Below are 24609 nucleotides of genomic sequence, written 5' to 3' on the forward strand. Positions count from 1 at the left end.
TCAGACTCCGCCCTGTTCAAGGGCATGCTGTCGGAGGCCGAGTTCGCCTTCGCGTTCTTCGACGGCGATGGCCGCGTCCAGCGGGTCAACGACGTCGTCAGCGTGCCCGCCGAGCGCCTGGTGGGCCGCCTGCCGGTCGAGGTGCTGGCGGCCGACCTGAGCCAGATCATCACCCACGCGGTGCAGGCCGTCATCGAGAGCGACGCGCCGGTCACCGAGGGCCGCGTGCGCGTGCGGTCCGCCGAGGGCGACACCCGCCACTGGTCGCTGTCGTTCTCGCCGGTCCACGACGAGGCCGGCGAGCTGCGCGCCATCGCGCTGGTGGGCCTCGACGTGACCGAGAGCCGGCAGACCGAGGAGGCGCTGCGCCGCAGCGAGGAGCGTTACCGCTCGCTGGTCGAGGCGCAGTCCCAGCTCGTCTGGATCACCTCGCCCACGGGCGCCGTCGTCGAGGACGCTCCCCAGTGGCGCGCCATCACCGGCCAGGGGCTGGAGGAGTACCTCGCCAACGGCTGGCTGGAGGTCGTCCACCCCGAGGAGCGCCAGCAGACCGAGGAGGCCTGGCGCGAGGCGCTGCGCGGCCGCACGATGTTCGAGTGGAACTACCGGGTCCGCACCCGGGCCAGCGGCTACCGCCACTTCGAGGTGCGTGCGGTGCCGATCATCAGGCACGGCAGGGTCGTGGAGTGGGTCGGCGCCAACACCGACGTCACCCCGCAGCGCGAGGCCGAGGAGATGCGCGGGAGGCTGACCGACCAGCTCGGCGCCGCCGCCCTGCGCACCGCCCGGCTCCAGGGCGCGACCGCCCAGCTCGCCGAGGCCCTGACGGTCGAGCAGGTCGTCCAGGTCATCATCGACGTCGGCCGCACCGCCCTGGCCGCCGACCGCTCGGCCGTGGCGCTGCTCGACACCGACCGCGCCGCGCTCAAGCTGGTCAACGGCGAGGGCATCCCCGAGGTCCAGGGCTCGGGCGACGAGATCCCGCTGTCCCACTCCAACGTGATGACGATGGCCGTCAACAGCCGCCGTCCGGTCTTCGCCGAGTCGCCCGAGTCGCTGAAGGCCCAGCTGCTGGAGGCCGGCGACGACGAGGAGGCCCTCGCCGGGTTCATCAGCCAGGGCGACGAGCGCGCCTGGGTCGGCCTGCCGCTGCTGGCCGCCGGCCGGGCGCTCGGCGCGCTGCGCTTCTCGTTCACGCGCCCGCAGAAGATCTCCCAGGAGGACGGCGTCTTCCTGGAGGCGCTGGCCGGGCAGTGCGCCCTGGCCGTCGAGCGGGCCACGCTCTTCGAGCGCGAGCACCGCACGGCCGAGACGCTGCAGCGCAGCCTGCTGCCCGACCGCCTGCCCGTGGTCAAGGGCCTGGTGCTGGCCCAGCGTTTCCGTTCGGGCAGCCGCCACGTCCAGGTCGGCGGCGACTGGTACGACGCGTTCGTCCTGCAGGACGGGCGTGTCGCGGCGGTCGTCGGCGACGTCATGGGCAAGGGCGTCAAGGCCGCGGCGGGCATGGGCCGCATCCGCAACGCGATGCGGGCGCTCGCGCTCACCAACCCGCCGCCCGCGGCCGTGCTCACGGGCCTCGACCGGGTCTTCGAGGCCACGGAAGAGGAGGAGCAGGTCACCACGCTGGCCTACATGGTCGTCGAGCCGGTCACCGGCGAGGGCACGCTGGCCATGGCCGGCCACCCGCCGCCCGTCCTCGTCTCGCCCCAGGGCACGGCGATCCTGTGCGACGCCGAGCCCGGCACGCCGCTCGGCTGGCCGACCAGCCGCCGCCAGTTCCGGTTCGTGGTGCCGCCGGGACACACCGCGGTGCTCTACTCAGACGGTCTCGTGGAGAACAGGAAGCGAGGGCTTGACGCCGGTCTCGCAGAGATTTGCAGTGTTGTGACCGAAGCGCCGCCTGAGGTGGTCAGCAGTCCGCACATGTTGCTGGACTTCCTGGTTGACCGGATGTTGTCTGGATATGAACAGGATGATGACGTTACCGCGCTCGCAATTCACGTCCCACCGGCCACGAAGAGTGACTGAATGAAACAGTCATAACGGTTGCTTTCGGGTATCAGTGCCCCGCTTACGTACGCACTACTGTCTTGGTCGGCCTAGGGTGGAGGACAACCGCCGGGAGGTGGCCGTATGGAGTGCGGGGTCGTGCCACAATGCTGTGTCAGGTCCGTCGCGCTTCGCACGGCCTCACCGATCTCCGAGAGAGGCAACAGCCCCCAGCGGGCATCTGGGTCCATTGTCGCCACGCGTTCGTTCGAGAGGTGTTCGTGTCGCCTGCAAGTTCGACTCGCTCGAAGCCACAAGAGCTGAACGAGCCCGTCATTCAGCGACTGCTCGAGCGTGGGCGCTCGCAGGGTTTCCTCGAGTCTGAGGATGTCCGTCAGGCCTTCGAGGAGGCGGACATCCCCATGTCGCACGCCGCCGCGTTCTTGCGGAACCTCAGCAAAGAGGGCGTGACCGTGGTGGTGACCGCCGCGGATTCGGCTGCGCCGAAGAAGTCTCGTGGTCCAGCAAAGCGCCGCACCGCTGCCCCCGTCAAGACCAAGACGGCAGCGGCCGCCAAAGAGCAGCAGCCCGAGACCGTGACCGCGGTCGTGGGCGCCGCTGAGGCCGAGCCGGCCGCCAAGAAGCCGGCTCCGGCCAAGAAGGCCGCTCCCGCTCCGAAGAAGGCGGCTCCGGCCGCCGCCAAGAAGGCCAAGCCAGAAGTCAGCGCTGGGCCTGCCGAGACCAAGCCGAAGGCGCCCGAGGGCCTCAAGGCGACCGACGCGGACGACGACGACGATCTCGAGCTCGACGGCGACGTGGAGCTGGAGGACCTCGAGGACATCGAGGTCGACGACATCGTGGCCGAGGACGACGCCGACTCCGAGGGTGACTCCGACTCCGACGACGACTCCGACGACGAGCCCAAGGCCGCCGACGTCGTCGCCGCCACCGCGGACAAGACCGAGGACGAGGTCCTCATCCTGTCCGACGACGACGACGACGCCCCGGTCGCCCAGGTGGCCGCCGCCGGCGCCACCGCCGACCCGGTGAAGGACTACCTCAAGCAGATCGGCAAGGTCCCCCTGCTCAACGCCGAGCAGGAGGTCGAGCTGGCCAAGCGCATCGAGGCCGGTCTGTTCGCCGAGGAGCAGCTCGGCGGCGGCGAGACCGAGAGCCTGCCGGTCGACGTCCGGGCCGAGCTCGAATGGATCGCCGAAGACGGCCGCCGGGCCAAGAACCACCTGCTGGAGGCCAACCTCCGGCTCGTGGTCTCGCTGGCCAAGCGCTACACCGGGCGCGGCATGCTGTTCCTCGACCTGATCCAGGAGGGCAACCTCGGCCTGATCAGGGCCGTGGAGAAGTTCGACTACACCAAGGGCTACAAGTTCTCCACCTACGCCACGTGGTGGATCCGGCAGGCGATCACGCGTGCCATGGCCGACCAGGCGCGGACCATCCGCATCCCGGTCCACATGGTCGAAGTGATCAACAAGCTGGCCCGCGTCCAGCGGCAGATGCTGCAGGATCTCGGCCGCGAGCCCACGCCGGAAGAGCTGGCCCGCGAGCTGGACATGACGCCCGAGAAGGTCGTCGAGGTCCAGAAGTACGGCCGCGAGCCCATCTCCCTCCACACCCCGCTGGGTGAGGAGGGCGACAGCGAGTTCGGTGACCTCATCGAGGACTCCGAGGCCATCGTGCCGGCCGACGCCGTCAGCTTCACGCTGCTGCAGGAGCAGCTGCACTCCGTTCTCGACACGTTGTCGGAGCGCGAGGCGGGCGTCGTGTCGATGCGGTTCGGCCTCACCGACGGGCAGCCGAAGACGCTCGACGAGATCGGCAAGGTTTACGGGGTCACCCGTGAGCGCATCCGCCAGATCGAGTCGAAGACCATGTCCAAGCTGCGTCACCCGTCCCGGTCCCAGGTTCTGCGCGACTACCTGGACTAGGAGCCACCTCGTCGATCGCCCCGTCCGGAACCCTCCGGGCGGGGCGATCGACGTTTTCCGGGGGCCTCAGGCCGGGTCGTTGACGTGCACGTCGAGGAGCCAGGGGCGGTTCGTCCGCGCGGGCTCGGCGAGGTCGACCGTCCAGCCCAGGTTGCCGAGGATCTTGGCCAGCTCGCCCGGCGTGCCGGGGGCCTCCTCCTGCTGGAGCAGGACGCGGGCGATCTCGCCCCGGGTGGCCTTGGCCATGTGGCTGACGACCTTGCCGTCGCGGAAGACGCGTACCGACACCGACCGGTCGCCGGGCTGCCACGCCCCCGCGTACGTGGCCGAGCGCAGGTCCACCACCAGCCCCGGCATCCGGTCCAGCTCCTTGGCCAGGTGCGTGCGCCAGTAGGCGGCCAGGCCGCCCAGCGGCGGCAGGCTGACGCCCATCGACAGGCGGTACGGGGGCACCCGGTCGGAGACGCGCAACACGCCCCACAGGCCGGAGAAGATCAGCACGGACTCCTCCGCCCTGGCCCTGGCGGCGTCGTCCAGGGTGTTCAGGCCGAGGTTGTCGTACAGGACACCGGTGTAGAGGTCGGCGGCGGGAAGGGTGGGGGCGGTCCTCACCACCGTGTTCTTGACCGCCTCGCCCGCCAGACCGGGCGTCAGCCCGAGCACCTGCGCGGCGTCGCGGCGCTTGGAGGCCCGGATGAGCGCGGTCACGACCCGCTTGCGGGCACGGTCGAGCTTGGGGAAGGACAGCTCGCCGAGCGGCGGACCGCTCCCCTCGGCGGCCTTTCCTTCGGACGGCGGCAGCAGAATCAGCACAACCCCACACCCTAACGGGCCGGTCAGAGGGCGTTCGCGCTGGTCGGCTAGGCTGCGCGGATGAACGTCGACCTGCTGGTGCACCAGGCGTGGCCGGCCTACGAGCAGCGTGTCCACGACGGCTGGGTGCTGCGTTCCGCCGGCGGCGTGACCAAACGGGCGAACTCGGTGCTCGCCCTGAACGCCCCCGCCGACCTGGACGCCGCGATCGGCGCCGCCGAGGCGTTCTACGGCGAGCGGGGACACAGCTGCGCCTTCTCCGTCGGCCCCGGCACCTGGGCCGGTCTGGACGCCGAGCTGGCCCGCAGAGGGTACGAGCTGGTCGATCCGACGGTCATCATGGCCGGATCGCCGTCGGCCGAGCCGGGCGGCCCCGTGCGGATCGAGGACCATCCGTGGCCGGAATGGCTGGAGACCTGGTGGTCCGTGGACGGCCGGTACGGCGCCGGCCTGGAGGAGGCCGCCCGCATCTGCACCGGCGTGCCCGCCTGGTACGGGGCCGTCGAGGAGGACGGCGTGCCGGTCGCGGTCGGCCGGGTCGTGCCGCAGGGGGACATGGCGGGGATCTTCTGCATGGCGACGTTGCCGCAGGCCCGGCGGCGCGGGCTGGCCCGTACGGTGTTGCGCGCCCTGACCAGGCATACCGGGGCGAAGAGCGCGTACCTCGTCACCACCGAGCCCAACCACGGGGCTCAGGCTCTGTACCGCGGTGAGGGTTTCCAGACCGTCGGCCGCTACCACTACCGCGTGCGGACACTCTGACCCAGGGCGCACAAAGGCCCTGGACCAGGACGTTCGCGGCCAGAACCGGGGAGGGGGCTCGGCCTGCACGCAGCCCTGACCACCATGCGGCGGGCCTGGTGTACGGCGGCCCCGGCCCGAACCACCACCTGCGCACGATCCGGGGCCACTGCCTGCACAGGGCCGGGACCAATGCGTGCGGCCTGAACACCCCCTGAGTGTGCCCTGGACACCATCTGCGCGTCGCCCGAGTCACCGCCTGCGTGCGCCCTGGGGCACTACACGCGTGCGGCCTGAGCAACTGCCTGCGTGCCCTGTGGGCCACTGCAGGGGTGACTCCAACCACCGCCTGCGCGGCCTGGACGACTACGTGCGTACGACCTGAGTCGCCGCTGGCGGGCGCCTGGGCCACCGGCTGGGGGGCGGGCTGGGCGGGCCCCCCAGGACGGGGCTGAACGCAGAACGGCGACCCCGGCGTGGTGCGCCGGGATCGCCGAACTGGTCGTGCAATATGTGGTTATGTGATCACAACGAACGCGTCAGCGGTCGTCGTTGGGGTTCATTGACGGGGTTTCGCTGAGGCGAGCCGACTCGTCCAGGATGTCGGCGCCCTTTTCGCGCAGCGCTGCGACGTGCTGACGCCCATGGTGGGCGCAGAACAGCAGCTCCCCACCAACAGGCAGGGTCGCGCGAATGTAGGCCTGGGCGCCGCAGCGGTCGCAGCGGTCGAGGGCCGTCAGCGGCTTAACGGGGGCGAGAGCTCCAGTCACGTATCGCCTTTCGGGTCACCCCCGCCGAAGCGAGGATCTGGCGTCAGTCACTTGAGACAACATCTAACCGGACGTGGACGTTCCCAACCTCCGCCTCGCTACGCCCAGAGCAGAATGTGTCCGAAAGTAATGGTGATCAGCCGGTTGGTAACGGCAAACGTGTCGCCATGGCAAGCTTGTACGCGCGCCTGAGGGAAGAACGGTAGGCTACGCACACGTGTTCGATGCTTAGACCAGGGGAGCAAGAGTGACGGTAGTGGAGGCGGGTTACACAGCTCGTCACCTGTCGGTGCTTGAGGGCCTCGAGGCCGTACGCAAGCGGCCGGGCATGTACATCGGGTCCACCGACAGCCGCGGGCTCATGCACTGCCTCTGGGAGATCGTGGACAACGGGGTCGACGAGGCCCTGGCCGGCCACTGCGACCGCATCGAGGTCGAGCTCTACGCCGACGGCTCCATCGAGGTGCGGGACAACGGCCGCGGCATCCCCGTTGACATCCACCCCAAGACCGGCCTGGCCGGCGTCGAGCTCGTCTACACCAAGCTTCATGCCGGCGGCAAGTTCGGCAGCGGCTCCTACGGCGCCTCCGGCGGCCTCCACGGCGTGGGCGCCTCCGTGGTCAACGCCCTGTCCTCGCGGCTCGACGTCGAGGTCGACCTCGACGGCCGGGTCCACGAGATCAGCTTCAGGCGCGGCGTGCCCGGCGTCTTCGACGGCGACGGGCCCACGGCCAAGTTCAAGAAGAAGTCCGGGCTGCGGATCGGCGGCAACCTGCCCAAGAACGTCACGGGCACCCGGGTGCGCTTCTGGGCCGACAAGCAGATCTTCCTGCCCGACGCCGAGGTCTCGCTCGACGAGATCCACGTGCGCCTGCGGCAGACCGCGTTCCTGGTGCCCGGCCTGACCCTCGCGGTCTTCGACAGCAGGGGCGAGGAGCGCACCGGCGAGGAGTTCCGCTTCGACGGCGGCATCTCCGAGTTCACCGAGTTCCTGGCCCGCGACGAGCCCGTCTGCGAGGTGCTGCGGCTGCAGGGCGTGGGCCACTTCCACGAGACCGTGCCGGTCCTCGACGACCAGGGCCACATGACGCCCACCGAGGTGCAGCGCGAGCTCACCGTCGACGTGGCGGTCCGGTGGGGCAAGGGTTACGAGTCGACCGTGCGCTCGTTCGTCAACGTGATCGCCACGCCCAAGGGCGGCACCCACCTGACCGGTTTCGAGCGCGGCCTGGTCCGCACGATCAACGAGCTGCTGCGCGAGACCCGGCTGCTGAAGAGCGGCGACGACCCGGTCAACAAGGAGGACATCTCCGAGGGGCTGACCGGCGTGGTCACCGTCCGGGTGCCCGAGCCGCAGTTCGAGGGGCAGACCAAGGAGGTGCTCGGCACCTCCGCGGCCACCCGCATCGTCTCCCACGTGGTCTCGCGCGAGCTCAAGGAGCTGTTCGCCAACCCGCCGCGCGGGTTCAAGCAGCCGCTGCGGGCCGTGCTGGAGAAGATCGTCGCCGCCGCCAAGGCCCGCATCGCGGCCCGCGAGCACCGTGACAACCAGCGGCGCAAGAGCGCCCTGGAGAACTCCGCGCTGCCCGCCAAGCTGGTCGACTGCCGCAGCGACGCCGTCGACCGCAGCGAGCTGTTCATCGTCGAGGGCGACTCCGCGCTCGGCACGGCCAAGCTGGCCCGCGACTCCGAGTTCCAGGCGCTGCTGCCGATCCGCGGCAAGATCCTCAACGTGCAGAAGGCGTCCGTGAGCGACATGCTCAAGAACGCCGAGTGCGCCGCGATCATCCAGGTGGTGGGGGCCGGGTCGGGGCGTTCGTTCGACATCGAGGCGGCCCGCTACGGCAAGGTCATCCTCATGGCCGACGCCGACGTCGACGGCGCGCACATCCGCTGCCTGCTGCTCACCCTGTTCCACCGCTACATGCGGCCGATGGTGGAGGCCGGCCGGGTGTTCGCGGCCGTGCCGCCGCTGCACCGCATCGAGCTCACCAACCCCGGGCGCGGCAAGGAGAAGTACATCTACTGCTACTCCGACGCCGAGCTGCAGAAGGTCCTGCGCGACCTGGAGCGGCGGGGCAAGCGCTGGAAGGACCCGGTGCAGCGGTACAAGGGCCTGGGGGAGATGGACGCCGACCAGCTCGCCGAGACCACGATGGACCCGCGGCACCGCGTGCTGCGCCGGGTGCGCATCGAGGACGCCGAGGGGGCCGAGGCCATCTTCAGCCTGCTGATGGGGAGCGACGTGGCGCCGCGACGGGAGTTCATCGTCAGCAGCGCGGCCGAGGTCGACCGCGACCACATCGACGCCTGAGCCCTGAAGCGCCCACCCGGGGTCACATGCCTGGCCCCGGGTTTCGACGATGCCGGCGCACGGAACGTCTCGGATCCCGGAGGTCTGGCGCCATGCCTGCGGCGCTAGCGGGCTTCAACGTCATCGGCAGGGGCGACGGGCCATTTCCGGCTGAGGAAAGGGGCCCTTGAGCCAGGGCCGCCAGGGTCGTCAAACAGCCCTTGCCGTACCGAACGTGTAGCGCTCGCGCATCCGCCGGAAGGTGCGCCACCCCGCCCACGAGGGCTTCCTCATGCCAGCCAGCGCGCCATCCGCTGCCACTGCCACACCTCCTTGGGTTCGCCAAGACGCCCTGATGGCGGGGGGCCGTTCCGAGGCCCTAGACATAGCCCCCCGAGCCAGACATGTCCCCCGAGCCAGACATGCCGCACTGAGCCCGATGCCGGTCCGGATCCGGTGTCCTCCTGAGCTCGGCGGCGGCCTGGCCCTCTGACGCCGACATCACCTTGTGCCCATGGGCCAAGGTGAGGCACGGTGACGTGATTTTCGGTGGTCCCCTGAAGCCCGGCCCAGGGCGCAGTCCGATGGCACGGGGGTCGAAGCCCCTCCCGGCGGGCTAAATCGTCGGTGGCATGCGAGATCGAGCTGCCTGAGAAAGACCACGCGCGACAGAGGGCGCGTCACCGCAAGCCCCCAACGTCCTCAGCCTGATGTGCTACCAGGGCGGGCTCTCTGGCCGCGGAAGCGACGGGCCGTTGGGGCCTGTTCATGGTCCAGGTCCACGCCGGGGCATCGACCGGGGCTGTCGGCGTGTCAGGTTGGGCCGTTACTCGCAACCAGCGCCGCTCGGGTGTGCTCGTAGTGGCCGTGAAACCGGTCGTCACGGTGGATGCTGGTGAGGAGCGATGTGGCGCTTGCGGCGTCGAGGGCCATTGCACGAGCTTCGTTGGGCGGCCCTGCACCGGACCAGCGCTGCGGCTGGGCCCCCCAGAGCCTCAGGCGGGTTCTGAGGTCACACGGCTGGGGCCAGGGCGTTACAAGGGCGTTGTGGAGGCTTCTGGGGCCTCCTGGCGCGGCTTGATGTGGCGGGCGGGCGGGCTTCTTGGTGTTGCGGTGCGACTGGGGGGGCGAGGGATGACGGCCTGGCCGGGCGCGCATCGAGGTGGGCGAGGGCGGGCACGTGCTCGGCTGAGACCGCTCAGCCCAGCCCCCAGGACGAACTGCTAGGGCGGAGTGGGCCCAAGAGGGAGGGGTGAGGGACCCGAGGAGGCGCGAGGGGTCAGGCTGTGTCTCCGGCACCGGGCACGCTGGGCCATGGGGGTGGCCTCATGTCGGCCAGAGGGGCCGCGAGAGAAACCGAGCCGTCATTGGGCGCCGGGATGTAGGGGCGGCCAAGCGCGGTCGGCCGTCGCCGGGGCGCCATTTGGAGCGGTTGAGGCGGGGAGCTCGGGGACCAGGCCGGAGAGCCGAGGAGCCAGCATGCCGGGGAGCCGGGGAGCCGGGGAGCCGGGGGGCCGGGGGGCCGGGGAGCCGGGGTGCTGGCGTGCTGGGGTGCTGGGGCACGGGGGCGGGGTTGTCGCGCGGGGGGCAAGCGCCCTTCCTCTGCCCGCACCGCCACGCTTGTGGCATGGGTGGCGACGCCAGGGGGCCAGGGCGGTGGCGGGAGCATCCGGTGTGAGGGGCGTTTGAGAGGCGGTGAGAGGAGGCCGGGCTGTTAAGGCGAGGGTTCGAGCTGGAAGGGGCTGGTGGGGTTGGGGGAGACGGGGGAGCGCGGTAGGGGTGCTGAGGGCGGCAGTGGGAATTCCTGTTGGGTTTGAGTGCTCTTGGCGCATGAGCCCTTGCGGGTGGCGGATGGCTGGTCCTGGGGCTGGTGGTTCTGCGGTCTCGGGCTCAGTCCTTGCGAGGGCGGTCGGGTTTGGCCCGCCGCCGCTGTCGTCAGGGCTCCGGCTGCGGCGGTGCGGGGTGGTTACGGTCGTGCTGCGAGCGCCGTGCCTATACGGAAGGTAAGCGACAGTTACGTAGTGTCATCCACGGGTCGGTGGGGTACGGGCGGGACGCAGCCGTTTCGCGGATCACCTCCGGGAACGAGTCATGCCAGATCCCCCACGAAACGGACGGCCCGATGGGCAGGGAGTGGGGCGGCGATGGGGGCGGTCGCGGGGGCGGCGGCGGTGGATCTGGGGGCGGCGCGCATGCAGATGGCGTTGTCGCTCGGCTGGCACATCATCATCGCCTGTCTCGGCGTCGGCATGCCCGCCATCACCCTGCTGGCCGAGTGGCGGGGGCATCGCACCGGGGACAACAACTACCGGTTGCTGGCGCGGCGCTGGGCCAGGGCGCTCGGGGTGCTGTTCGCGGTCGGCGCGGTCTCCGGGACGATCCTGTCGTTCGAGATGGGCCTCCTGTGGCCGGGCATGATGGGCGTGTACGGCGAGGTCATCGGTCTGCCGTTCTCGCTGGAGGGCATCGCGTTCTTCGTCGAGGCCATCTTCCTCGGCATCTACCTGTATGCCTGGGACCGCCTGCGCCCCGTCGCGCACCTGCTGACCGGGATCCCGATCGTGCTGGCGGGGGTGGCCAGCGCGTTCTTCGTGGTCGCCGCCAACGCCTGGATGCAGCAGCCCACCGGGTACGAGGTCGCGGACGGCCGGATCGTGGCCGTCGATCCATGGGCGGCGATGTTCAACCGGGCCACGCCGCCCCAGACGGTGCACATGATCCTGGCGGCGTTCATGGTCGCCGGTTTCCTGATGGCCGGCGTGTACGCGGTCGCCATGCTGCGCGGCCGCCGCGACCGCTACCACCGGCTCGGCCTGCTGCTGCCGCTCACGGTCGCGGCGGCCGTCACGCCCGTGCAGATCGGCGTCGGCGACTGGGCCGCGCACTTCGTGGCCGAGTACCAGCCGGTCAAGCTGGCCGCCATGGAGGGCGTGTTCCGTACGGGCCGGGACGTGCCGCTGCACCTGGGCGGGATCGCGGTGGACGGCGAGCTGAGGTACGCCCTGGAGATCCCCTACGGCCTGTCCCTGCTGGCCCACTGGAACCCGCACGCGGAGATCGCCGGCCTGGAGCAGGTGCCGGCCGCCGACTGGCCGCCGGTCAACCTGGTGCACTGGGCGTTCCAGATCATGGTGCTGGTGGGCTTCGGGCTGCTGCTGCTCGGAGCCTGCCTCGCGCTGTCCTGGAAACGGCGGCGGGACCTGCCGGAGTCCCCGTGGTTCCTGCGTGCCGCCGCGCTGTCGGGCGTGGCAGCCGTGCTGGCGCTGGAGAGCGGCTGGGTGGTCACGGAGGTCGGACGTCAGCCGTGGATCGTGTTCCGGGTGATGCGCACGGCCGAGGCGGTCAACCCCGCGCCGGGCCTGGTGTACGGGTTCGCGCTGGTCACGGCGGTCTACGTGGTCCTGACCGTGGCCACCGTGTACGTGCTGCGCCGCCTGGCCCGCGACGTGCCCGTGCCGCTGGCGCCGCAGGAGCGCGACGTCGCCGGCTACAAGGTCGTGTGACGATGCCGCTGCCGCAGATCATGCTGGCCGTCCTGTGGGTCGGGCTGACGGCGTACGTCCTGTTCGGGGGCGCCGACTTCGGCGGCGGCGTCTGGGACCTGCTGGCGGGCGGCGCCGAGCGCGGCCGGCGGCGGCGGGACCTGGTGGAGCACTCCATCGGGCCGGTCTGGGAGGCCAACCACGTCTGGTTGATCTTCGTGATCGTGCTGGCCTGGACCGGAGTGCCGTCGGTGTTCGCCTCGGTCGCCTCCACCCTCTACATCCCGCTCACGCTGGTGGCGCTGGGCGTGATCGGGCGCGGCGCGGCGTTCGCGTTCCGCAAGGTCTCCTCGCGGCTCTGGCAGCGGCGGCTGTTCGGCGCGACCTTCGCCTTCTCCTCGGTGGTGACCCCGTTCTTCCTCGGCGCCGCGGCGGGCGGCATCGCCTCCGGCCGGGTGCCGCCCGGCGTCGCCAAGGGCGACCTGGTCGGGAGCTGGGTCAACCCCACGTCGATGGCGGTCGGCGCGCTGGGCGTCGGCACGGCCGCGTACCTGGCCGCCGTCTATCTGACCCGCGACGCCCAGCGCGGCGGCCAGGAGGACCTGGCCGAGGAGTTCCGGCGGCGGGCGCTGGGCTGCGGGGCGGTGGTCGGCGTGCTGGCGGCGGTGAGCCTGCTCGTGCTGCGCGCCGACGCGCCCGCCCTGTTCGCCGAGCTGACCACCGGCCGCGCCCTGCCGCTGCTGGCGCTGTCGGTGCTGGCCGGGCTGGCCTCGCTGGTGCTGCTGTGGCGGCGGGCCTATCTGGCGGTACGCCTCAGCGCCGCGCTGGCCGTGACCGGTCTGCTGTGGGGCTGGGGCGTGGGGCAGTACCCCGTGCTGCTCCCCGGCCTCACCCTCGACCAGGCCGCGGCCACCGACGCGGTGCTGGGGGCCAGCCTGGGCTCGCTGGCCGTCGGCGCGGTCCTGCTGGTGCCGTCGCTGTGGTGGCTGTACGCCACCTTCCAGCGCGAACGCGGCGAGATCAGTCGCCGACCGGCGTGAGCAGGCCCGTGCGCACGTCGTAGATCGCGCCCGTCACCGGCATGCCGGCGGGCAGGAACGGGGTCGTGCGGATGCGGGTGAGGTCGTGGCGCAGCGCCTCGCCCTGGTCGGGGACGGTGTGGAACTCCAGGCTGCGCGTGTCCACCCCGCGGGCGCTGGTCAGGTCGTGCACGTCGGCGTCCGTCACCTTGGTCATCCCGCAGTCGGTGTGCGGCATGACCAGGACGCGTTCGACGCCGAGCAGGTACACGGCGAGCACCAGCGTGCGCAGCACGTCGTCGGTGACCCGCGCGCCGGCGTTGCGCAGGATCTTGGCGTCGCCGGGCTGCAGGCCCAGCAGGCCCAGCGGGTCGATGCGGGAGTCCATGCAGGTCACCACGGCAAGCCCGCGGGCTGCCCGGCCGGTGAGCCCGGAGTCGCCGAAGTCCTTGGCGTACTTCGCGTTGGCGGCATACAGGTCGTCGAACGCAGTCATGCCTCAGATCTTCCCGCACGTCCCAAAGCTGATGCTTTCCGGGGTGGCGACTGGCGCGAGTTCCCGAAGGTCCCACGAAATTCACTCACCTTGGGTGATGATGTCGTCACCATCTGTACGTCGTCGAAGAAGGTCAGTCGTGAGTAGGTCCGAATCGCTCGCCGCGTATCTCCGCGCTCAGGCCCGGCGCCGCCTCGACCGTGTGGAGTCCAACGACGACGGGCGCAACGCCAGATGCGCGCTGGCCCTGCTCGACACCGCCGCGTACGCCGCCGGCCTGCCCGAGGACGACCCGATCATCCTCATGCTCGACCAGGCGGGCTGCTTCGGTCCGCTCGGCTGCGAGGAGTTCGACCCGGGCGAGGCCGGGGCCCGGCTGATCCGGTCGTGGACCGGCGGCGAGCCCCACGAGCTCCTGCTCGCCCTGCCCGCCGCCATCGAGGCAGCCGCCTCCGCCTGACGGCGCTCAGCCTGTGGTCAGGCCGTGGGCTCGTTCCCCGGCCGCCACTTGATGCCGCAGCCGATCGAGGCGCGCTGCTCGGCCGGGACGGGATCGCCCGCGAGCAGCGCGTCGATCGCCGCCCGCAGCGAGGAGCCGGTCACCGGGACGGAGTTGCCCGGGCGCGACCCGTCGAACTCCCCCCGGTAGACGAGCCGCAGATCGCCGTCGTAGAGGAAGAAGTCGGGCGTGCAGGCCGCGCGGTAGGCCTTGGCGACGTCCTGGGTGTCGTCCAGCAGGTACGGGAACGGGAACCCCGCGCGCCGGGCCTGTTCGGCCAGGTGTGTGGGATCATCGTCGGGGTAGTTCACGCTGTCGTTGCTGCAGATGCCCACCACCGACAGCCTGGAGCCGTAGCCCGCGGCCAGTGTGCCGAGGCCCGTCTCGATGTGCCGTACGTAGGGGCAGTGGTTGGACAGGAAGACCACGAGCGTGGCGGGGGAGCCCTTGAGGTCCGCGAGCGAGACGCTGCCGCCGTCGATGGCGGTGAGGTCGAAGGCGGGCGCGGGCGTGCCCAGGGGAACCATGAACGAATTGGCAGCCATGACGTTCATTCTCGTCGGCCGGGACGCCGGCGAAACAAGTCCAGGAGGTGAATGATGGCCGGCATCGCGGAGTTCCGCACGACGGTCCTCGACTGCCCGGAGCCGCGGGCGCTCGCCGAGTTCTACGCGCGCCTGCTCGGCTGGCCCGTCACGTACGAGGACGACAGCTGGGTGGTCGTCGAGGACGGCGGCTCGCCCAAGCGCCTGGCCTTCCAGCGCGTGCCCGGCCACCGGCCGCCGACCTGGCCGGAGGGCGATCGGCCGCAGCAGCTCCACATCGACGTCACCGTCACCGACATGGACAAGGCTGAGCGGCAGGTGCTGGAGATCGGCGCGACCAAGCACGAGCGGCAGCCGAGCGAGGACGACAGCTTCCGGGTCTTCCTCGACCCCGCCGGCCACACGTTCTGCCTCTGCCGCGACTGACCGGACGCCCGCCCCGCGCAGGCGGGGCGGGCCTTCGTGACGCCGGTCAGCCGGGGATCACTCCTCCTCGGGCACCGGCGGCGGCGCGTCGGCCTGCGGCCCGGCGGCCAGGGCGCCGCCGACGGCGCCGATGGTGTGCGTCAGCCGCACGCCTGAGCCGTCGCGGCGGCCGATCTCCTCCGGCAGCGGCACCGGCTTGCCCACCGCCGACACGGCCTTGGCGGGCGCGGGGCCGGCCCAGGCGAGCAGCAGCTCGTCCTCGCCCTTCAGGAACCGCTGGGCCCGCACGCCGCCGGTGGCCCGGCCCTTGGCCGGGAACTCGGCGTAGTCGGAGACCTTGCCGCCCCCGACCTGCGTGCCCGGCAGCGCCGTCGAGGACCCGGCCACGGTGACCACCTGCGCCGGACGCGAGGGGTCGACCACGCCGAACCAGATCACCCGGGCGCCGTCGTCGAGCCGGATGCCGGCCATGCCGCCGGCCGGCCGCCCCTGGGGGCGCACCAGCGAGGCCGGGTAGCGCAGGAGCTGGGCGTCGGAGGAGATGAAGACCAGGTCGTGGTCCTCGGAGTCGAGCTCGGCGGCGCCCACCACGGTGTCGCCGTCCTTGAGGGTGATCACTTCGAAGTCGTCGCGGTTGGCCGGGTAGTCGGGCACCACCCGCTTGACCACGCCCTGGGCGGTGCCGAGCGCCAGCCCGGGGCTGTCGGGGTCGAGCGAGCCGAGGCCCACGACCTTCTCGTCGGGCTGCAGCGCGACGAACTCGGAGACCGGATGGCCGCCCGACAACGTCGGCGGGTTGGCCGAGGGCGGCAGCGTCGGCAGGTCGACGACCTGGACCCGGATCAACCGCCCCAGCGACGTCACCACGCCCACCTCGCCGCGTACGGACGTGCGCGCCACCGACACCAGCACGTCGTGCGCCGAGCGATCGCCGTCGCCCGCCAGCGGAGCCGCGTCGGAGGTGCGGGCCAGCAGCCCCGTGGAGGACAGCAGCGCCCAGCACGGGTCGTCGGCCACCTGGAGCGACACCACCGGCGTGCGGGCCACGCCCGGCGCCTCCAGCAGCACGGTACGGCGCGGCGTGGCGTACTTCTTGGCCACCTCGGCCAGCTCGCCCGAGACCACCTGCCGCAGCTTCGCCTCCGAGGACAGGATCTCGGTGAGCGCCGCGATCTCCTCGCTCAGCGTCTCCTTCTCCTGGTCGAGCTCCAGCTTGTCGAACCTGGTGAGCCGGCGCAGCGGCGTGTCGAGGATGTAGGCGGCCTGGATCTCGGTCAGGTCGAAGACCTCCATCAACCGGGCGCGGGCCTGCGCCGAGTCGTCGGAGGAACGGATGACCTGGATGACCTCGTCGATGTTGAGCAGCGCGATGATCAGGCCGTCGACCAGGTGCAGGCGCTCCTCGCGCTTGCGCCGGCGGAACTCGGACCTGCGCCGCACGACCTCCAGCCGGTGGTCGACGTAGACCTGCAGCAGCTCGCGCAGGCCGAGCGTGCGCGGCTCGCCGTCGACCAGGGCGACGTTGTTGATGCCGAAGGTCTCCTCCATCGGCGTCAGCCGGTAGAGCTCCTCCAGGACGGCCTCGGGGATGAAGCCGTTCTTGATCTCGATGACCAGGCGCAGGCCCTTGTGCCGGTCGGTGAGGTCCTTCAGGTCGGCGATGCCCTGGAGCTTCTTGCTGGTCACCAGCTCCTTGATCTTGGTGACCACCCGCTCGGGGCCGACGTTGTAGGGCAGCTCGGTGACGATGATGCCCTTGCGCCGCGGCGTGATCTGCTCGACCGCGCACCTGGCCCGCATGCGGAACGTGCCGCGCCCGGTCTCGTAGGCGTCGCGCACGCCCTGGAGCCCGATGATCGAGCCGCCGGTCGGCAGGTCGGGGCCGGGCACGAACTTCATCAGCTCGTCGAGCGTGGCGTCGGGCTTCTTGATCAGGTGGCGGGCGGCGGCCACGACCTCGGCGAGGTTGTGCGGCGCCATGTTGGTCGCCATGCCGACCGCGATGCCGGTGGTGCCGTTGACCAGCAGGTTGGGGAACGCCGACGGCATGACCGTGGGCTCGGTCTCCTGGCCGTCGTAGTTGGGCTTGAAGTTGACGGTGTCCTCGTCGAGCGACTCCACCATGAGCATCGCCGCCGGGGCCAGCCTGGCCTCGGTGTACCGCATGGCGGCCGGCAGGTCGTCGGGGGAGCCGAAGTTGCCGTGGCCGTCGACCAGCGGCAGGCGCATCGAGAACGGCTGCGCCAGGCGCACGAGGGCGTCGTAGATGGCGCTGTCGCCGTGGGGGTGGAGCTTGCCCATGACGTCGCCCACGACGCGCGAGGACTTGACGTGGCCGCGCTCTGGACGCAGGCCCATCTCGCTCATGGAGTAGAGGATGCGCCGCTGCACCGGTTTGAGGCCGTCGCGAGCGTCGGGCAGGGCCCGCTGGTAGATCACCGAGTACGCGTACTCGAGATAGCTCTTGCGCATCTCGGAGGAGACGTCGATGTCGACGATCCGCTCCTCGAAGTCCTCAGGCGGGGGTGCAGTCGTACGTCGGGCCATGTCGAACATTGTGCCGAAGAGACTCGGGTGCCCGCGACTCGTCGGCGCGCCGCCCCGGCCTTGACCAAGCAATTGCTTGGGTCTTACCGTCGGAGGCGAGGACCCCGTCCCCCCGCCCCCGGAGGCTTCGCCATGATCGAGTTCCATCCCGTGACCAAGCACATCGGCGCCGAGGTCACCGGGGTCGATCTGCGCAAACCCCTCTCCCCGGAAGACGTCGCGACCCTGCGCGAGGGGTGGCTGCGGCACCTGGTGCTGTTCTTCCGCGACCAGCACATCGACGACGAGCAGCACCTGCAGTTCGCCCTCAACTTCGGCACGCTCAACCATCCAGCGTTCAAGAAGGACTCCGGCAGCCCGATCCACATCCTCGACCAGACCTCCCCGAAGGGCGAGGGCGGGGACGAATGGCACAGCGACAACACCTTCGAGCCCACGCCGCCGATGGGCTCGCTGCTGCGCTGCGTGCAACTGCCGAGCGTGGGCGGCGACACCTGCTGGGCCAACACCTACCTGGCCTACGAGACGTTGTCGCCGTCGATCCAGCGGTTGTGCGACGAGCTGACCGCCGTGCACGACATCACGATGTCGATGAAGAAGGCGATCTCCAAGGGGCACCCGTTCGACCTGGCCGAGATCCAGGCCAAATGGCCGCCGATAGAGCGCCCGGTGGTCCGCGTGCACGCCGAGACCGGGCGCAAGGCCTTGTTCGTCAACCGCGCCTCCACCACCCGCCTGGTGGGGCTGAGCGACCGGGAGAACGAGGCCCTGCTGCCGCTGCTCATCGACCACATCCGCTCGCCCGAGTACCAGTGCAGGCTGAACTGGCGTCCCGGCACGCTGGCCTTCTGGGACAACCGCCCCACCCAGCACTACGCGGTCGCCGACTACACCGAACGCCGCCGCATGCACCGCGTCACGATCAACGCCTTCCCCGAGCACGCGGACAAGGAGCGCCTCACAGCTTGAGCGAGACCCAGCCCGACGGGGCGAATTCCGGGCGGCGGCCCCGCCCCTTCGTCCGGGCCGGGACGCGCCGGTGGGCCGGTTCCGTCGGTGGAAGCTGGTAATAAGGGGGGCATGATTGAAGCCCCCGACGCGGCGATGCTGCGCGAAGAGGCCGAGGAGCGGCTGCGGGCCCTGGCCGGCGACCACGCCCGGCTGCGAGACGACCAGTGGTCCGCCATCGAGGCGCTCGTGCTCGACCGGCGCAGGGTGCTCGTCGTGCAGCGCACCGGCTGGGGCAAGTCCGCCGTCTACTTCGTGGCCACCGCCCTGCTGCGCGAGCTCGGCGAGGGCCCCACGGTCATCGTCTCGCCGCTGCTGGCCCTCATGCGCAACCAGATCGCCGCCGCCGAGCGTGCCGGCATCAGGGCCGTCACCATCAACTCCGCCAACCCCGAGGCGTGGGAGGAGATCTACGGCCAGGTCGCCGAGGGCATGGTCGACGTGCTGCTGGTCAGCCCCGAGCGGCTCAACAACCCCGACTTCCGCGACAACGTGCTGCCCGAGCTGGCCGAGAGCGCCGGGCTCGTGGTCGTCGACGAGGCCCACTGCATCTCCGACTGGGGCCACGACTTCCGGCCCGACTACCGCCGGCTCGCCACGCTGTTCGACGAGCTGCCGCCCGGCATCCCGGTGCTGGCCACCACCGCCACGGCCAACGCCCGCGTCACCCGCGACGTCGCCGAGCAGATGGGCGAGGGCACGTTCGTGCTGCGCGGCCCGCTGGAGCGCGAGAGCCTCCACCTGAGCGTCGTCAAGCTGCCCTCGGCCGAGCAGCGCCTGGCCTGGCTGGCCCAGACCCTGCGCGAGCTGCCCGGCTCCGGCATCGTCTACACGCTCACCGTCGCCGCCGCCCACGAGATCGCCGGCTACCTGCGCGAGCAGGGCCACGAGGTGGCCGCCTACTCCGGCCAGACCGACCCGGCCGAGCGGCTGGCCGCGGAGGAGGCGCTGCTCAACAACAAGATCAAGGCGCTGGTGGCCACGAGTGCGCTCGGCATGGGGTTCGACAAGCCAGACCTGGGCTTCGTCGTGCACGTCGGCGCGCCGCAGTCGCCCGTCGCCTACTACCAGCAGGTCGGCCGGGCCGGGCGCGGCGTCGAGCGGGCCGAGGTCATCCTGCTGCCCGGCACGGAAGACCGCGAGATCTGGGCCTACTTCACCTCCCTGGCCTTCCCGCCCGAGCCCGTCGTGCGCGCCACGCTCCAGGCGCTCGAACAGGGCGGCGTGATGTCCACCCAGGCCCTGGAGACCGCGGTCGACCTGAGCCGCAGCCGCCTGGACATGATGCTCAAGGTCCTCGACGTCGACGGCGCCGTGCGCCGGGTCAAGGGCGGCTGGGAGTCCACCGGCGAGCCCTGGGCCTACGACACCGAGCGCTATGCCCGCATCGCCGCCGAGCGCAAGGCCGAGCAGGACGCCATGCTGCGCTACCTGACCACCGACGAGTGCCGCGAGCAGTACCTGCGCAGGCACCTCGACGACGACACCGCCACGCCCTGCGGCCGCTGCGACAACTGCACCGGCCGCCACCGCTCGCCGGAGATCGCCGCCCAGGCCGTCGAGAGCGCCCGCGAACGCCTGAGCAGGCCCGGCGTCGAGATCGAGGCGCGCAGGCAGTGGCCCACCGGCCTGGCCGACCTGTCCGGCAGGATCAAGCCCGAGCTCGGCGCCGAGCCGGGCCGCGCGCTCGGCCGGCTGACCGACATCGGCTGGGGCAACCGGCTGCGCGAGCTGCTCGCCGGAGCCGACGGGCCGATGGCCGACGACATGTTCAAGGCCGTCGTCCAGGTGTTGTCGGCGTGGGACTGGCAGGAGCGGCCGGTGGCCGTGGTCAACGTGCCGTCGGCGACGCGTCCACTGCTGGTGCGCGGCTTCGCCGAACGGCTGGCGCAGGTGGGCCGGCTGACCTACCTGGGCGAGCTGGGCTACCGGGCGGGGTCACCGGGCCGGCAGTTCAACAGCGCCAAGCGCGTCCAGGCGATCAGGGGCACGCTGGCGATGCCGAAAGACCTCGGCGCCGCGATCGCCCAGTGCGGCGGCCCGATGCTGCTGATCGACGACCGCGTGGACACGGGCTGGACGATGACCCTGGCGGCGGCCCTGATCCGGCACGCGGGCGCGCCGGCCGTGCTGCCGCTCGCGCTGGCCACCACGTCCTGACCGGCGGAAGGAAACCCGGCCGGGGCAGGGAAGGCCCGGCCGGGGAGCGGGTCAGAACGGCGGGCGCGCGCCCAGGTGCATGATGGCCTTGGCGGCGAGCCGGCACCCGGCGGCCAGCGACTCGGCCGGCGGCTTGCCGGCCAGCCACGGCGGCAGGAACCCGGCCGAGAACGCGTCACCCGCGCCCGTGCCGTCGACGATCTTGTCGACCGGCTCGGCGGCCACCCGGACCGGGTCGGGGCGGCCGTTGCTGAACCACAGCGCGCCCTCGGCGTTCATCTTGATGACGACCTGCGGGAACCACGCGGTGAGCACCTTGGCGGCGGCCTCGGCGTCGTCGCGGCCGGTCAGCACCTTGGCCTGGTCGATGTTGGCGAACAGCAGCTTCGCGCCGTTGGTCCATTCGAGGAACGGCTCGGCGCCCGTGCGCTCCAGCGGCGCCGAGGAGGCGCAGTCGACCGAGATCGACATGCCCGTGCGGCGCGCCATGTCGAGCGCCGCGAGACCGGCGTCGCGCGAGCCCTCGTTGACCAGCGTGTAGCCCGACAGGTGCAGGTGGGCGCCCGAGGCGAACAGGTCGCGCGGCAGGTCTTCTGGGGACAGGGCGGCGTTGGCGCCCGGGTCGGAGAGCATCGTGCGCTCGCCCTTGTGCGTGACGAGCACCACGCAGGTGCCGGTGGGCCGCTCGGGATCCATCACGAGCCGGGCGTCGACGCCGTAGCCCATCAGCTCCATGTCGCGGTTGCGGCCGGTGATGTCGGCGCCCCGGCGGCCGATGAAGGCCACCTCCGCGCCCTCGACGGCGAGCCACGAGGCGATGTTGGCGCCGGAGCCGCCGCCGTGCATCGTCACGATCGCGGGCGTGTCACTCGCCCTGGCGAGCGCGTAACGGGCGCGCGCGACCGCGTCGGTCATGAGATCGCCCACCACGACGACCCGCGTCATGATGCCACCACCTTGCTGCCTTCAGAACGACCCTGGCCACGGCAAAACTAACAGCTTCCGGGCTGTTCGTGGGGCTGACCCCGGACACCGGGCAGCAGTCGATGCACAAGCGTTGCCCAAGAGGCCCACCGGTCTTGGCATGTGGGATGCGGGTTTACGCTCGTGGCGTGGAGGCACAATATCCGGCTCACTGGGAGGCCGACGTCGTCCTGGCCGACGGGGGCACCGCTCACGTGCGCCCCATCAGGCCCGCCGACGCCGACCGTCTCCGTGCTTTCTACTCCCGTCTGTCGGCCGAGTCGATCTATTTCCGGTTCTTCGGCCCCCGGCCCCGGCTGTCCGACCGCGACGTCGAGCGCTTCACCAACGTCGACTACGTCAACCGCGTGGCCCTCATCGCCACCATCGGCGCCGAGATGGTCGCGGTGATCCGCTACGACCGCACCGAGCCGGGCGAGGCCGAGGTCGCCTTCCTGGTCGAGGACGCCCACCAGGGCAGGGGCGTGGCCTCCGTGCTGCTGGAGCACCTGGCGGCCACGGCCCGCGAGCGCGGCATCGAGCGGTTCGTCGCCGACGTGCTGCCCGCCAACATGAAGATGATGGGCGTCCTGCGGCAGGCCGGCTACACCGCGCAGAGCCAGTTCGCCGACGGCGTCGTCCGGATGACCCTCGACCTGACCCCCACCGAGACCTCGGCGGAGGTCACGACCTCGCGCGAGCACCGGGCCGAGTCGCGGTCGATCGCGCGCCTGCTGTCCCCGGGGTCGGTCGCGGTCATCGGCGCCTCGCGCGAGCCCGGCGGCGTCGGCCAGACCGTCCTGCGCAACCTGCTGGCGGCCGACTTCACCGGCCCGGTCTACCCCGTCCACCGCCAGGTGCGGGCCGTCGCGGGCGTGCGGGCCTACCCCAGCGTGACCGAGATCGACGGCGAGGTCGACCTGGCGGTCGTGGCCGTGCCCGCCGAGGGCGTCCTCGACGTGGTCAAGGAGTGCGCGGAGAAGGGCGTGCACGGGCTGGTCGTGGTCTCCTCCGGGTTCGGCGAGACCGGCGCGTCCGGCCGCGCCCGGCAGGACGAGCTGGCCCGCATCGCCCGCTCCTACGGCCTGCGCGTGGTCGGCCCCAACTGCCTGGGCATCGCCAACACCGACCCGGCCGTCAAGCTCAACGCCACGCTGGCCGCCACCGTCCCGGGGCGGGGCCGGGTGGGCTTCTTCAGCCAGTCGGGCGCGCTCGGCACCGCGCTGCTCCAGCGCGTGGCCCAGCGCGGCATGGGCATCTCGTCGTTCGTCTCGGCCGGCAACCGCGCCGACGTCTCGGGCAACGACCTCCTGCAGTACTGGGAGGAGGACTCCGCGACCGAGGTCATCCTGCTCTATCTGGAGTCGCTGGGAAACCCGCGCAAGTTCACCCGGCTGGCCAGGCGCATCGCGCGCAACAAGCCGATCGTGGTGGTCAAGAGCGGCGGCACCCCGGCCGGCCACTCGGCCGAGGAGCTCGGGCTGCCCGACTCCGCGATCAGCTCCCTGTTCGCCCAGGCCGGCCTGATCAGGGTCGACGACCTCATCCAGCTCTTCGACGTGGGCCAGCTCCTGGCCTACCAGCCGCTGCCCGCCGGGCCCAGGGTCGCGCTCGTGACCAACTCCGACGCCCTCGGCCTGCTGGCCGCCGACTCCTGCCTGGCGGCCGGCCTCGAACCGCGCCCGCCGGTCAACCTGGGCGCCGCGGCCGGGCCGGCCGAGTTCGGCGCGGCGCTGGCCGGCGAGCTGGCCGCCGACGAGGTCGACGCGGCCGTCGTGATCTACATGCCGCCGATCCCCGGCGAGTCGGACGAGGTGGCGGCCGAGCTGCTGCGCGTCTCGCAGGGGTCCGCCAAGCCGGTGCTGGCCACCTTCCGCGGGCATCTCGGCATGCACCCGTCGCTGCGCGTGCCCAGCGGCTCCGGCGGCACGCCCGCGCGGGGCTCCATCCCGTCGTACGCGGCGCCGGAGGAGGCGGTCAGGGCCCTGGCCCACGTGGTGCGGTACGCCACCTGGCGGGCGCATCCGGCCGTGCCGCCGCCCGAGCTCGACGGCCTCGACACCGCCCGCGCCCGCGAGCTGGTGCTGGCCGCGCTGGCCGGCGCGCCGGCCCCGGCGGGGGAGGAGCCGGGCGGGTTCGCCGAGCCGGGCCCGCCGGTCGAGATCGACGCCACCGAGCTGCTGTCGTCCTACGGGCTGACCGTCTGGCCCGCCGAGGTCGTCCGCTCGCCGGAGGAGGCCGTGGCCGCCGCCGAACGGCTCGGCTGGCCGGTGGTGCTCAAGGTGGCCGATCCGGGGGCCTCGCGTCGCGCGGGCACCGTACGCCTGGGGCTCACCGGTCCCGAGATGGTCCGGCACGCCTACGCCGAGTTCGCCGACCAGCTCGGCGAGGAGGTCGAGCTGGCCGTGCAGCGCATGGCGCCGCAGCCGGCCGTGCCCACCGTCGTTGGGGTCGTCGAGGACCGCGCGTTCGGGCCGGTGGTCTCGTTCGGGCTCGGTGAGGTGACCGCCCGCCTGCTGCTCGACCAGGGCTTCCGGCTGGCCCCGCTGACCGGCGAGGACGCCGCCGCCCTGGTGCGTTCCGTGCGCGCCGCCCCGCTGCTGTTCGGCCAGTACGGCTACCCGCCCGTCGCCGTCCCCGCCCTGGAGGAGCTGCTCGTCCGGGTGGGCCGCCTGGCCAACGACCTGCCGCAGGTGGCCCGGCTCGACCTCGACCAGGTGCTGGTGGGCGAGTCGGAGGTGCTGATCCTGGGCGCCCGCGCCACCCTGCGCACCCCGGCCGGACCACGCCTGGACGGCGGCCCGAGACGGCTCTCCTGACCGCGCACCCAATGTCGTTCATGTCTAGACAAAGACGTTCATAGAGCGTTATGTCTGGCGGGTGAGTGCACTGCGCGGCCCTGGCAGGATGGA

At 71.6% G+C, this 24609-nt stretch carries 17 protein-coding genes; 11 read left to right on the forward strand and 6 right to left on the reverse strand.

The annotated features are described in order from the left end of the window. Window positions 1-2028: SpoIIE family protein phosphatase (locus AB0J76_RS16100; RefSeq protein ID WP_364389814.1), on the forward strand; the 2028-nt coding region annotated here is incomplete at its 5' end. Between the two features lie 242 nt (window positions 2029-2270). Continuing rightward, on the forward strand, window positions 2271-3935 hold the full coding sequence (locus AB0J76_RS16105; RefSeq protein WP_352329757.1) for an RNA polymerase sigma factor: 1665 nt from the start codon (window positions 2271-2273) through the stop codon (window positions 3933-3935). Between the two features lie 66 nt (window positions 3936-4001). Here the strand turns inward: AB0J76_RS16105 and AB0J76_RS16110 are convergent, their stop codons facing one another. Next, window positions 4002-4748, reverse strand: coding sequence for a peroxide stress protein YaaA (locus AB0J76_RS16110; protein WP_364389816.1), 747 nt, complete (start codon window positions 4746-4748; stop codon window positions 4002-4004). Between the two features lie 60 nt (window positions 4749-4808). Here AB0J76_RS16110 and AB0J76_RS16115 point away from each other — a divergent pair, with 60 nt between their 5' ends. Next, window positions 4809-5510, forward strand: a complete 702-nt coding sequence (locus tag AB0J76_RS16115) for a GNAT family N-acetyltransferase (RefSeq protein WP_352327647.1) — start codon at window positions 4809-4811, stop codon at window positions 5508-5510. Window positions 5511-6028: 518 nt separating this feature from the next. Here AB0J76_RS16115 and AB0J76_RS16120 read toward each other — a convergent pair. Continuing rightward, on the reverse strand, window positions 6029-6259 hold the full coding sequence (locus tag AB0J76_RS16120) for a hypothetical protein (protein WP_125639804.1): 231 nt from the start codon (window positions 6257-6259) through the stop codon (window positions 6029-6031). A 247-nt stretch (window positions 6260-6506) separates the two neighbouring features. On the opposite strand from AB0J76_RS16120, the gene AB0J76_RS16125 reads away from it, so the two are divergent. The 3 genes from AB0J76_RS16125 to AB0J76_RS16135 all read left to right on the forward strand — a co-directional run bounded on the left by AB0J76_RS16125 (window position 6507) and on the right by AB0J76_RS16135 (window position 13074). Then, window positions 6507-8573 (forward strand): DNA topoisomerase IV subunit B, encoded by a 2067-nt coding sequence (locus AB0J76_RS16125; protein WP_352327648.1) that lies wholly within the window; start codon window positions 6507-6509, stop codon window positions 8571-8573. Window positions 8574-10696: 2123 nt separating this feature from the next. Next, entirely contained in the window at window positions 10697-12055 is a 1359-nt protein-coding gene (locus AB0J76_RS16130) for a cytochrome ubiquinol oxidase subunit I (protein ID WP_352327649.1), read from the forward strand. Between the two features lie 2 nt (window positions 12056-12057). Further along, window positions 12058-13074 carry a cytochrome d ubiquinol oxidase subunit II gene (locus AB0J76_RS16135; protein WP_352327650.1) on the forward strand — a complete coding sequence of 339 codons (1017 nt, stop codon included), beginning with the start codon at window positions 12058-12060 and terminating at the stop codon, window positions 13072-13074. Here AB0J76_RS16135 and AB0J76_RS16140 read toward each other — a convergent pair. Further along, window positions 13055-13549, reverse strand: coding sequence for a carbonic anhydrase (locus AB0J76_RS16140; RefSeq protein WP_352327651.1), 495 nt, complete (start codon window positions 13547-13549; stop codon window positions 13055-13057). The genes AB0J76_RS16135 and AB0J76_RS16140 overlap by 20 nt on opposite strands. A gap of 139 nt (window positions 13550-13688) precedes the next feature. Between AB0J76_RS16140 and AB0J76_RS16145 the strand changes: the two genes are divergently transcribed. After that, window positions 13689-14009, forward strand: coding sequence for a hypothetical protein (locus AB0J76_RS16145; RefSeq protein WP_352327652.1), 321 nt, complete (start codon window positions 13689-13691; stop codon window positions 14007-14009). Window positions 14010-14026: 17 nt separating this feature from the next. Here the strand turns inward: AB0J76_RS16145 and AB0J76_RS16150 are convergent, their stop codons facing one another. Beyond that, window positions 14027-14593 (reverse strand): thioredoxin family protein, encoded by a 567-nt coding sequence (locus AB0J76_RS16150; protein ID WP_352327653.1) that lies wholly within the window; start codon window positions 14591-14593, stop codon window positions 14027-14029. Between the two features lie 51 nt (window positions 14594-14644). Between AB0J76_RS16150 and AB0J76_RS16155 the strand changes: the two genes are divergently transcribed. Next, entirely contained in the window at window positions 14645-15019 is a 375-nt protein-coding gene (locus tag AB0J76_RS16155; protein ID WP_352327654.1) for a VOC family protein, read from the forward strand. A 57-nt stretch (window positions 15020-15076) separates the two neighbouring features. On the opposite strand, the gene AB0J76_RS16160 is transcribed toward AB0J76_RS16155, so the two are convergent. After that, complete coding sequence (locus AB0J76_RS16160) at window positions 15077-17575, reverse strand: DNA topoisomerase IV subunit A (protein ID WP_352323629.1); 2499 nt, start codon at window positions 17573-17575, stop codon at window positions 15077-15079. Window positions 17576-17698: 123 nt separating this feature from the next. Here AB0J76_RS16160 and AB0J76_RS16165 point away from each other — a divergent pair, with 123 nt between their 5' ends. Beyond that, window positions 17699-18535 carry a TauD/TfdA family dioxygenase gene (locus tag AB0J76_RS16165; RefSeq protein ID WP_352323630.1) on the forward strand — a complete coding sequence of 279 codons (837 nt, stop codon included), beginning with the start codon at window positions 17699-17701 and terminating at the stop codon, window positions 18533-18535. Between the two features lie 111 nt (window positions 18536-18646). Continuing rightward, window positions 18647-20734, forward strand: a complete 2088-nt coding sequence (locus tag AB0J76_RS16170; RefSeq protein ID WP_352323631.1) for a RecQ family ATP-dependent DNA helicase — start codon at window positions 18647-18649, stop codon at window positions 20732-20734. Between the two features lie 51 nt (window positions 20735-20785). Here AB0J76_RS16170 and AB0J76_RS16175 read toward each other — a convergent pair whose 3' ends face one another. Next, window positions 20786-21679, reverse strand: a complete 894-nt coding sequence (locus AB0J76_RS16175) for a sugar kinase (protein ID WP_352323632.1) — start codon at window positions 21677-21679, stop codon at window positions 20786-20788. A 167-nt stretch (window positions 21680-21846) separates the two neighbouring features. Here AB0J76_RS16175 and AB0J76_RS16180 point away from each other — a divergent pair, with 167 nt between their 5' ends. Next, on the forward strand, window positions 21847-24516 hold the full coding sequence (locus tag AB0J76_RS16180; RefSeq protein WP_352323633.1) for a GNAT family N-acetyltransferase: 2670 nt from the start codon (window positions 21847-21849) through the stop codon (window positions 24514-24516). The last annotated feature ends 93 nt before the right edge of the window (window positions 24517-24609 follow it).

The sequence above is a fragment of the Nonomuraea sp. NPDC049624 genome (assembly GCF_040675255.1).
Lineage (GTDB): Bacteria > Actinomycetota > Actinomycetes > Streptosporangiales > Streptosporangiaceae > Nonomuraea.